Below are 11,573 nucleotides of genomic sequence, written 5' to 3'. Positions count from 1 at the left end.
ATGTCTCAGAACAAGCCTCAACTTCTACAGCAAGTTCTGAAACTGCCAGTGAAACAGCTTCAACAACTGCAAGCGAAAGTCAAGCACCTGCGGAATCAGCCACAGGCCAAACACGTGATGCTGTAACTACAGACCGAGCTGCCAATGAGACAGCTTCAGTACCTAATGAAACAAACGTCACTGGTGGTCAATACTATAGTGATGACCAAGGCAACTGGTATTATAAAGATGCCAGTGGTAAAAACCTCGTAGGCGAACAGACTATCGATGGCCAAAATGTTTATTTCCGCAGTAATGGGCAACAAGTTAAGGGGCCTTTACTCGATAGGAATAATAATCTATTTCGTTACTACGATGTTGATACTGGGCAACTATGGACGAATCGATACCTTGAATCCCAAGGTAATTGGTACTATTTAGGTAAAGATGGCTATCCACTCACTGGAGAACAAACTATCAATGGTCAAGAAGTCTACTTCGATTATAAAGGTGTTCAAATCAAAGGTGACTTTAGCGGAGAGGACTATAGCTATCCAGATCAAACTTTCTATTACGACTCTAACTCTGGTGCAAGGGTCCGAAAAGAAGGTCTAGTTCAGAATAAAAAAGGCCAAACCTTTTACATCAAGAACGATGGTTCTAAATTTACAGGAATACGTGAAATTGATGGTAATATCTACTATTTCAAAGCACGTGAAGCTGCCTCTCCTGTTGATACCGGCGTCCTACAAAAAGGAATCAGCATTTTACTAGAAGAAGGGCAAAATTCACCACGTACTTATGGTTTTGGTACCCCTACTAATATTACCCGTCGCTACTATTTTGACTCAGTTACTGGTCAAGCCGTTAAAAATCGCTATGTCCAAGAAAATGATGGCTGGTACTATTATGGTGCAGATGGAAATGCTATTCGTCCTCAAGATGGTGAAGTCAATATAGACGGTCAAATCGTTTACCTATATGCTAATGGTCGTCAAGCTAAGGGAGAGCTTGTTCTCGACAATGGTGTTCTTCGCTACTATGATCCTAATTCTGGAGCACGCGTCTCTAACACCACTCTAACAATTAATGGTATGACCTATCGATTTGATGAAAACGGCGTAGGTATGGATGCTCCTAACCCAAATGGTTATTATAGCGACGATAATGGAAACTGGTATTATAAGAACGTAAATGGAGACAACCTCACTGGTGCTCAAATCATTAACGGTCAAAAGTTATTTTTCCGCGACAATGGTCAACAGGTTAAAGGTGCTTATGGTGATTCCTACGGTGATTTATACGCATTCTACGATATTAATTCTGGAAATCTTGTAACCAATCGTTATGTTGAATACATGGGTAATTGGTTCTATGTAGGTAAAGACGGTAAGCCAGTCAAGGGAGCTCGAAATATCGATGGACAAGATGTCTTCTTCAACTATCGAGGGGTACAAGCTAAAGGAGGATTTGGTCAAGATGGCGTCTATATGCCTGAGTACTATTACGATAAAGATAATGGTCGCAAAGTAACCAAAGCTGGGTTTGTTAAAGATAACAGAGGCTTAACTTACTATCTTGACGAGAAAGGTAACAAAGTCCTTGGACTTCATGAAATCAATGGTGATTTATATTACTTCCGTCGAGGAGGTGCCTATAAGTACACCCAACTGGGTGACATGTGGCAAGACAGTATTAATTACATCGATGGTAAAATCTACTACTTCGGTCATGACGGTAGAGCAATTAAAAATCGTTTCTATCAATGGGGTAATTACTGGTACTACTTCTATGCGGATGGTTCAGCAGCTACTGGTGCCGTTCAGATTAATGGACAACAACTTTACTTCGATAAAAATCATGGTAGACAAGTTAAAGGCGCTTTTGCACCAGATGGTCACTACTACGATGAAAACTCTGGTGAACTCGTCACTAACCAAACACGTACTATCAAAGGTGTAACTTATCATTTTGATGAAAATGGTAACGCGACTAAAGTTTAAGCTATTCCTTACTTTAAGAAAACTTTAGGCTCTGCTCTATATACTATAATCATCCTAAAACTTTTCTTTTTCATAATCTCCTTATCCAGGGCACAGGTCCTGGATTTTTTTATTTTTTAAGTTCCTATGATTGCAAAAATTGTGACATTTGCCATTTACTCGCTTTCCTATGTAATCGTTTTCTTATTTTTGTCTAAATTTCTTATTTTTTCTTGAAAGTCTCTAAAATAGCGCTATAATAGGACTTAGGAAATGGAGGAAAAAGTATGAAAGTACATTCTAATTTTACTGGACCTAAGTCCAAAAAACGTCTGATTGCATTCTCATGTGCAACTGCTCTTGCAGGTTTTGCCCTCATCGCAAAGCCTGCCTTCGCTGAGGAAGCTAAAGCTGATAACTCATCAAACCTTGATGTGAACGCTACTACCACTGCAAATGTGGAAACTACCGCAGACCTCGTCGAAACAAAGGTTGTCGAAGCACCTGTTACTACTGAAAATGTGGCTAGCACAGAAAACACCACAAATGTCTCAGAACAAGCCTCAACTTCTACAGCAAGCTCTGAAACAACCAGTGAAACAGCTTCAACAACTGCAAGTGAAAGCCAAGCTCCTGCAGAATCAGCCTCTGGTCAAACACGTGAAGCTGTAACTACAGACCGAGCTGCCAGTGAGACTGCAACAGCTAACGAAACTTCAAACAGTGAAACAAATGTCACCGGTGGTCAATACTATAGAGACGAATATGGCTACTGGCATTACAAAGATGCAAGCGGTAAAGACCTGACTGGACCACAAACTATTGATGGCGTTAAGGTCTACTTCAATCCAGGCGGTGTTCAGGTTAAAGGGGGATTTGGCTGGGACGGTCACTATTATGACAAAGACTCTGGTGCTCTTGTTACTAATAAATTTGTTGAAGAATATGGTAGAACCTATTACGTTGATGAAAATGGTAATAAGGCAATTGGTTCTAAAGAAGTTAATGGAGCGTGGTATTATTTTGAGCAGTATGGTGAACTAATTAAAAACAATTTTGCTCCTGATGGCCGTTATTATGACAAATATGGTAAACAAGTGGATTTCGGAACAAACCGCTATTTCGAATTAAACGGGGAATGGTACTATGCTGGAAATGATGGTGCTATTTTAAAGGGACCACAAACCATCGATGGTGTTAAGGTTTACTTCCGACAATACGGAGCTCAAGTCAAAGGATATTTTGTCAAAGATGAGGGGGATAATAAATCTCGATACTACGATAAGGATACTGGTGCTCTTGCCACCAATCAATATGTTATCGCTTATAATCCTTACAAACATCGAAATGAACGTTATTATGTTAACGACCAAGGAATTCGGTTAACTGGTCCTCAAACAATTGACGGTAAACAAGTCTACTTCGATACCTACGAGGGAAGCCAGGTTTTCGACAATTTTGCTGACGATGGTTACTTTTACGATCAGGACGGAAATCGTGTTGATCTTGGTGCCAATCGTTATGTTCAAATCAGAGACAATTGGTACTATGTCGGTAACGATGGAAAAATTTTAACCGGTGAACACATTATTGATGGAGCTCACGTTTATTTTGAATATGGAGGTAAACAAGTTAAAGGAGATTTTGACTATAAAAATCAATTTCACGATAAAGACTCTGGAACTTTAGTTACTAATCGTTTCGTTACCGTTAATGACAAGACCTACTTCATTGGAGCAGATAGTAAGGCTATTAAAGGAGCGACCGTCATCGACAACATTGAATACTTCTTTGACGAGAAAACTGGAGCCCAAGTTAAGGGAGATTTTGCTAGTAACGATAAATACTATGATGGAATCACTGGTGCTCTCGTAATCAATAGTTATGTCCAAGTCGACAAAGACTGGTATTATGTTGGAAATGACGGTAAACGGCTTAAAGGTTCTCAAACCATTAACAATGTTCCTGTATACTTTGACCCTTATGATGGTAAACAAGCCAAAGGTGTATTTGGCAATGATGGCTACTTCTACGACAAAGATTCTGGTGCTAAAATAGACCTTGGTACCAACCGCTACGTTTTCATCAACGAAAACTGGTACTACCTTAATGAAGAAGGAAAAATCCTTAAAGGCGATCAAACCATCGATGGGGTACAGGTTCACTTTGATCCATATTATGGCAATCAGATTAAAGGAGAATTTACCGATAGTAGTGGGTATGTGGTTAAAGCAAACTCCTACACTAACCCAGTTAAATTCTACGATAAAGATTCCGGCGCTCTTGTAAAAAATCAATACTTCAACAATAATGGTAAATGGTACTATGCAGATGCACAAGGTAATATCCTTAAAGGCTCACAAACCATTGATGGGGTACACGTTTATTTTGATGATTATGGAGTTCAAGCTAAAGGTATTATCGCTGATGGCTATTTCTATGATAAAGATTCTGGAGTCCGCCAAGATGTTCCTCGTGATCAATTTGTTAAGGTAGGAGATAAGTTGTACTACTTTGATAGCAAAGGTCAAAAAGGAAATAAAACCATTGATGGTAAGGATTATTACATACTAAATAATGGTGAAATTCTTCGAGATTCTTTCGAAATCTATGGGTCCCTTCCTTATCACGATAAAGAAACAGGTGCTGCTGTAAATAAAACTGGATTCCTTCAAGTTGGTAAGGACTGGTACTATATTGATGCTAATGGTACTAAGGCAAGGGGACTGAAAGAAATTGATGGTAAGCTTTATTTCTTCTCTAACAATCCAATGAACAAATACGAAACACACGAACAAGTTCGTGGACAATTAGCTAGACCTTACTTTTATATTTCCTTCCCAAATAGAGCAGAAGACAACCCAACTTACTACTTCGATGCTGAGACAGGAGCTGCTGTAACCAACCAATTCGTCTATACAGACGGACACTGGTACTACTTCGGTAACGATGGAAAGGCCCTCCTCTTCGATCAAGTCGTCAATGGTCAACACCTCTACTTTGATTATGAAGGTAAACAAGTGAAGGGTGATTTCGTTACAGACTACAAGGGAACTCGTTATTATGACGAAAACTCTGGTGAGCTTGTAACCAACCAAACCCGTACCATCAATGGTGTGACTTATCACTTTGATGAAAATGGACGTGCGAAGTAATTGTAAAATAAGTCCGAAAATCGACTAAAATTATTCTTACTAGTCATACAGACAAAAAATCAAACAAAAAGCCAAAATCAGCATTCTGATTTTGGCTTTTTGTTTGGTAAAGAATTTATTGGTCCTTTTTCAGTCTTTTTAGGTGTTTATAGAGACCGAAGGCACGATCCAGTTGCATGGATTCGATAGGACGTTTGCCCTTGATATAGAGATTTCCATTGGTCGCATTCATCAACCCTGTCTTAGCAATGGCATAACCAGTAATCATACCACTATAAAGGAATCTTTCTAGTTCCTTGACATCTAAAACTCGACTTGAAGGTTCAAGGGGACCATATTCTGCTTCATAGATATCCACAAGTCTTTTAAACTTATAGGCCGTTTTTATGGGCATATCTCCGATAGTTCCCTTTGAATAATAATGATAAAGATTCTGTGGGCTTAAATCTGCAGAGGCTACCTCTTGACCGTTGGGCGAGTAGGGTTGGAGCTTAATGAAAGTATTGAGCTTACCAATATCGATGTGGTAGTCGCTAACATTTTCCTTAGGAATAGGGAAGTCATCCCTATCAATAATCTCCCTTCGTCTGATGGTAGCCAACAATTCATAAGGCTCAACTCTAAGTCTTTTTGAAAATTTTTCCAAAGTATCAAGCGATACCGTTCCTGTTTGATTGATCAGGTTATAGTTGGTTTGAGCCATACCAGATGAGACTACAAAGGCTGTCATGCGTTCTCTGACTTCCCCCTCAGCCATATCTTCCGTGATTTCCAACTTCTTGCGAATGTTGTGCCACAAGTTCTGGGTGACCTGATCAGGATTTCTTGGAAACTCAAAACCCTCATGCTGATTATCTCGAGCTAAGAGCTTCCCAAGTGTAATGTTTTTCCCAGTCACCTTGGACAGACCGTTAGTAATGGTTACAATCTTTGGAATATTTCCCTTAGGCTTGTTCATGAAAAGCATCCGAAGGCTTCCTGACGGAATCCCCGTAGCTTCTGAAAGCTCTTTGTAACTCTTCTTGTCTTTCCAAAATTCCCCCATACGAGCTTTTTCCGCATTTTCCCAGAAAAGCTCCTTAAGGGATTTGGGGGTATTCGGCTCATCCGATAATAGTCGTTTTGACATAATTGTCTCCCTCTAAAATTGCTGTTTAAACTTAGTCCGAATCTATTATCTCATATTTTTAATAAAAATCAAATCATTTCCTAATGGTATTGATTTTACTATATAAAAAGGATTTAGCTCCGTTTTACACAGAACTAAATCCCTTGAGGGGGATTATATCATAAATTGGTAAATTATAGCCTAAAGCATACCCAACCAAAAGAAAAAAACTTAATACGCTAGCCCAATCAAGGCCAGAAGCAAATACTAAAGATTTAATTGTCCTTCCACTCAATTGACCAAAATAGACCCATTTTTTTCTGTTTGAAACAAATAAAATAATTGGAAGATAGAGACAAGATCCTAAAAGAGCCGGCCAATACTGTTTTATCCCCATTGAAATAGGAAATATAATTATAAAAACTAAACTTAACAGTGCAAACAGGGAGAAACCACTCATAAAATAAGGTATGACACGAGAAATTCCCTGCATACTTTTTTCAGGTCGTTCCTCATCTCCATAGAAAGAATATCGTAAACCAACATCCACCAAACCGGCGAAGCCAATCATATTATTCAAGCTATTTATGGTCCAACTTGTTTCTAGTAAGTAAGATAATTTTTGTTTCTGATTAAGTTCTTTATTTAGAATTCTATCATAGAGCATCATAGGCGCTACTGCCATAAAACCAAGCAAAGCTAAACTAATGACTTTTATTGGAGATAGTTCTCCAAAGATTGCTCCAATCTTATCAAACGAAATGGTCTTAAAAAGTCTGATTATCTCTACAATAACCAGACTAGCAATAGATAAAAATAGCACAAGTTTGATAAGTCTCTGCCATTTTTTCACGCCATTCAAAATTGTTCTCACAATCTCTTCCTCTTATCCTAACAAAGTTTGTAATATTGGAATAACAACGATAAATAGAACCGTACTTAGAGTCACCACATTCGTAGAGAATTCCACATCTCCTTTTCCCTGATTAGCAAGGATCGGGAGAACAGCTAAAGCTGGTGTAGCGGACTGAATCATGAAGGTCTTAAATTCTACTGTCGCCATATTTGGGCCAAAAAACTTCAAGACAAGAAGCATGATCAGAGGAGCTAGGATAAAGCGTCCAACCAAAGCGACAATTGTATCTTTATCAAAAGCAATCGTATTCAAGCCTGCCTTTGCAAGAACAATACCGATATAAATCAGAGATAGGGGAGTGACGATATTTCCAACATAAGTTAAGGTATTCGTTGCGAAATCTGGAATAGAAATTCGGAGAATCAAAAATAGTAGAGCTACAAGAAAACCAACAAGCGGAGCTGGTAGTAATTTCTTCCAGTCGAATTTTGTTGTCTCTTTGCTTTGACCCGATTTACTGTCGCTCGTCATCAAATACACGCCCAATGTCCAGGTAGAAATCGTATTGGTGATATAGTAAATTAAGAAGTAAGGAAGCGCCTGATCCCCAAAAAGAGCAACGTTTAGTGGTAAACCAATAAAAATAGTATTGGCATTCACAAAGGTATTAATCATGGTTCCTCGACGTCCTGGACGGACCTTGAAAAGTATAACTGCAATATAAGCTACGACATATCCCAAGATAAATGCTACAAAAGTATAAAGGAGGCCTCCAGAGAGACTGATTAGCTTATCTAGTGTTAGGTATTTCATCACCGACACAAAGATTGACGCTGGCAAGGCAACATTCATGATCAAACGAGATAGGTTTGGACCAAAACTATCTCCAAACCATCCTTTCACCTGCAGAATATATCCCAAAATGATGATAGCGATAATCGGAATGATACTCGTAATCGAGGTTAAAAAAAGTGACATAGGTATCCTTTCTAAATTACTTAAGTCCATAGCCCATACAAACCTGTCGCTAGCGAAGGATAGGAAGCAAAAATGAATTATTTATACTCTGGATACCATTTCAAATCACGAACTGCTTTAGCCATATCTGTTTCCTTGGCACGCGCAAGACCTTGTTCTTGCGCTTTTTTAGCTACTGCTTCTGCTACTTTAATAGAAACATCTGCTACATACTTGAATGGTGGCAAGACAGGAGCTCCCGGTTGACCTGGATTGACAATACCACTCAACGAATGAGCCGCCGCTCCAATCATTTCATCTGTCAAAAGACTTGCTTCAGAAGCCAGCATACCTAGACCAAGACCTGGGTAAATCAAGGCATTATTGGCTTGACCAATCACATAGTCTACACCTTTATAAGAAACCGTATCAGCAGGAATTCCTGTTGCGACAAAAGCCTTACCATCTGACCATTCGATCAAATCTTTAGCACTAGCTTCTGCTAGCTTGGTTGGATTTGATAATGGGAATATCATTGGACGTTCAGTATTTTCGCACATAGCTTCTACAATTTCTTTAGTGAAGGTATTAGGTTGAGTTGAAGTTCCTACAAGAATGGTTGGTTTCACAGTCTTCACTACTTCAAGTAGGTCAGTCAACTTGTCTGCGTTGCTAAAGTCAGCACGTTTCTTAGCAAACGGTTTTTGTTCAGGAGTTAGGTCATCCATGTCATCAAAGAGAAGACCTTGTTTATCAACCATAAAGAAACGTTTATAGGCTTCTTCTTCAGAAAGACCTTCACTCACCATTTCACGAAGAACACGAGAGGCAATTCCTGCACCCGCAGTACCACCACCATAGCAGAGATAAACTTGATCGGTTAATTTTTCACCACTAATATCCAATGAACCAAAGATACCACCTAAGGTAACGATTCCTGTACCTTGAATATCATCATTAAAAGTCGGAATTTGTTTCCGGTATTTTTCAAGAATATTGGCAGCATTCAAGCGACCGAAATCTTCCCAGTGAAGGTAGAGTTTAGGAAAGAGACGTTCTGCTGTTTGAACGAATTGGTCAATGAAGTCGTAGTAACGATCTCCGCGGACCCGTTCGTGACGATTTCCTAAGTAATTAGGATTGTTACGAAGTTCTTCACGGTTAGTCCCTGCATCAATGACTAAAGGAAGGACCATAGAAGGATCAATTCCTGCAGCACCCGTATAGACCATCAATTTCCCAACAGAAATATCGACACCATTTGTTCCCCAGTCACCGATCCCAAGGATTCCTTCTGCATCTGTCACTACAATGAGACGAATCTCGCGATCGCCGGCAGCATTTTTCAAAGTGGCTTCAATATTTTCAGGATGATTGATATCAAGATATGCCGCATATTGTGGATCTACAAAGAGGTCACTATAACCTTCAATAGTATCGGCAATGGTTGGGTCATAGACAATTGGATTGAATTCTTCCAAATGCTGAGCAAAAAGGTAATAGAAAAGAGTTCGATTTGTATTAAAGATTTCCATTAAGAACAAACGTTTTTCCAAATCATTGACCTTTGTTCGCATTTGCGCATAAGTTTGCGCCGCTTGTTCTTCAATCGTTTGAACATACGGTGGCAGTAAACCAATAAGGCCTAGTTCCTTTCGCTCCTCTAAGGTAAAGGCAGTACCTTTATTGAGGAAAGGGTTGTTTAAAATATCATGTGCAGTCATAGTGCAACCTCCTTTTTACTCATATTATACTACTTAAAATAGTCGTTTTAAAGAACAATGTGCTTTATAGTGTCCACTCATTTCTTTTATGTTATAATGGGCAAAAAGAATTATGACAGAATCAACTATACAACCAGTTATCATCTTTCCTCCAGATACAAATGGACAACCACTTTATCTGTGCCTAACCGTATAACACATTTGTTTTACAGGCTATATAGTAGCAACAATTGTGATGGTACTAATAGAGACTAGCATATTGAACTAATAAACAACAATATGGATTTTATAGTATACTTTGTATTGTTTAAAAAGTTATTTTTGTCATTTAAAACTTGTATTCTGTTTATATGACAACTAATAATTATCTACAAAAATATATTTCACAAAAAGTGAAATATTTTCGTAAACAAAACAAAATGAGCCAGGAGGAACTTTCGGAACAGGCAGGACTCGGACTCAAGTATATCAATCAATTAGAGAACCAAAATGTGAATCTGACCATTCACAGTCTAGAAAAAGTGATTGTCGCCTTAAACTTGACACCGGAGGATTTTTTCAATTTCGATAGTCTCGAGGCCACCACTGACCAAACCGATAACCTCTCATTGAAAAGAGTTAACATGAAGCTGAAACAAGTTCCTCTTGATAAAAGGGAGAAAATCCTAGCCATATTTGAAGATATTCTTGATAACCTATAATCATCTCCTGACTCATCACCACATTCTAACTCAATAAAAAAGTTATAGTCAAACACGTCACTACGGATAATATTTACTTATCGTCTCATCTAGTCTTGTCTATGTAACTTTTTTTAACAATTTTTTGAAAGTGTGATTTTATGAATCTTAAAGACTTAAACTACTTTTATGACCTAAGCAAGCTACAATCTTTCACTGAAGTAGCTCGAAAAAACGGGGTGAGTCAACCATCTATTTCTTATGCCATTAAACGTTTAGAAAAGGAGTTTCATTGCCAATTACTTGTGCATGATCCCTCACATAGGACATTTAAGCTAACTCCACAAGGTGATATATTATTACGTCATGTAAAGAAAGCTCTTCCAGAAATGCAAGGTGCCCAAAAAGAAATACTTCGAAGCCTTTCTTCCTATAATACAATTGGGTTTCCGCCTCTTATTATTGACTATCTTGTTCGTAAAGAGCCTGCTTTTATTGAGAATGTCTCAGCACTTCGAAATATTCACCCTATACAAGAAGGTTCTATTGAACTGCTAAACCTCTTATCTATGGGAGAACTAGATGCCAGTTTTATGGGAAGCTTAGAACCGATTATCGATAAACGATTTTCAGTTAAAACTCTTATGACAAGTGATCTTTATTATATTTTGCCATCAGGCCACTCATTGGTAGATAAGGAAGCTATCGCTTTCTCTGACGTACTAAATGAAAATTTTATTATTTTAGACGAACATTTTGTTCATCTAAAAGCTTTTCAACATTTGAATGATCACTATCATCATGCTGCAACACCATTCTTTCAAACAGATGATATTAATTTGCTTAAGCAACTCCTTCGTAAAAAAATTGGTATCAGTCTCCTTTCTGAAATCGCTATAACAAAGGAAGACAAAGATTTAATTGCTATCCCAATGGTTAAAGATGAACGCATGTCGCTTTATGTTTCACTAGTTACACTTAAGGAAAATAATCTTCATCCTGAAGTAGAAAACTTCTTCAAAGAATTATTAAATTAAAAGCGATAATACTAAGCTCATTAAGATACATCTAACAATAAAAGAAAACTCCTCTCGTACTTAATGAACTGCACCCCAAAAGTTAGACAGAAAAA

At 38.2% G+C, this 11,573-nt stretch carries 8 protein-coding genes; 4 read left to right on the top strand and 4 right to left on the bottom strand.

Features of this window, described 5'->3' with window-relative positions; all coding sequences use genetic code 11:
• Positions 1-1,982: glucosyl transferase (locus HMPREF2867_RS08035; RefSeq protein ID WP_070576978.1), on the top strand; the 1,982-nt coding region annotated here is incomplete at its 5' end.
• A 266-nt stretch (positions 1,983-2,248) separates the two neighbouring features.
• The gene (locus HMPREF2867_RS08030; RefSeq protein WP_070576976.1) at positions 2,249-5,116 is read left to right on the top strand and encodes a glucosyl transferase; all 2,868 of its coding nucleotides are present in this window, start codon (positions 2,249-2,251) and stop codon (positions 5,114-5,116) included.
• Between the two features lie 115 nt (positions 5,117-5,231).
• On the opposite strand, the gene HMPREF2867_RS08025 is transcribed toward HMPREF2867_RS08030, so the two are convergent.
• The 4 genes from HMPREF2867_RS08025 to HMPREF2867_RS08010 form a co-directional block, all read right to left on the bottom strand.
• Entirely contained in the window at positions 5,232-6,245 is a 1,014-nt protein-coding gene (locus tag HMPREF2867_RS08025) for a hypothetical protein (RefSeq protein ID WP_070576974.1), read from the bottom strand.
• A 124-nt stretch (positions 6,246-6,369) separates the two neighbouring features.
• Entirely contained in the window at positions 6,370-7,098 is a 729-nt protein-coding gene (locus tag HMPREF2867_RS08020; RefSeq protein WP_060972262.1) for a putative bifunctional lysylphosphatidylglycerol flippase/synthetase, read from the bottom strand.
• 12 nt (positions 7,099-7,110) lie between these two features.
• Positions 7,111-8,058, bottom strand: coding sequence for an AEC family transporter (locus HMPREF2867_RS08015; protein WP_060972263.1), 948 nt, complete (start codon positions 8,056-8,058; stop codon positions 7,111-7,113).
• A gap of 77 nt (positions 8,059-8,135) precedes the next feature.
• Positions 8,136-9,761, bottom strand: a complete 1,626-nt coding sequence (locus HMPREF2867_RS08010) for a malolactic enzyme (protein WP_060972264.1) — start codon at positions 9,759-9,761, stop codon at positions 8,136-8,138.
• A 350-nt stretch (positions 9,762-10,111) separates the two neighbouring features.
• Between HMPREF2867_RS08010 and HMPREF2867_RS08005 the strand changes: the two genes are divergently transcribed.
• Both HMPREF2867_RS08005 and HMPREF2867_RS08000 read left to right on the top strand, forming a co-directional pair.
• The gene (locus HMPREF2867_RS08005; RefSeq protein WP_060972265.1) at positions 10,112-10,462 is read left to right on the top strand and encodes a helix-turn-helix domain-containing protein; all 351 of its coding nucleotides are present in this window, start codon (positions 10,112-10,114) and stop codon (positions 10,460-10,462) included.
• Positions 10,463-10,602: 140 nt separating this feature from the next.
• A complete protein-coding gene (locus tag HMPREF2867_RS08000) occupies positions 10,603-11,478 on the top strand; it encodes a LysR family transcriptional regulator (RefSeq protein WP_060972266.1) in 876 nt (291 codons plus the stop codon).
• The last annotated feature ends 95 nt before the right edge of the window (positions 11,479-11,573 follow it).

Source organism: Streptococcus sp. HMSC064H09, assembly GCF_001812625.1.
In the GTDB taxonomy this organism is placed as follows: domain Bacteria; phylum Bacillota; class Bacilli; order Lactobacillales; family Streptococcaceae; genus Streptococcus.
This window is presented reverse-complemented; position numbering and strand designations above follow the sequence as displayed.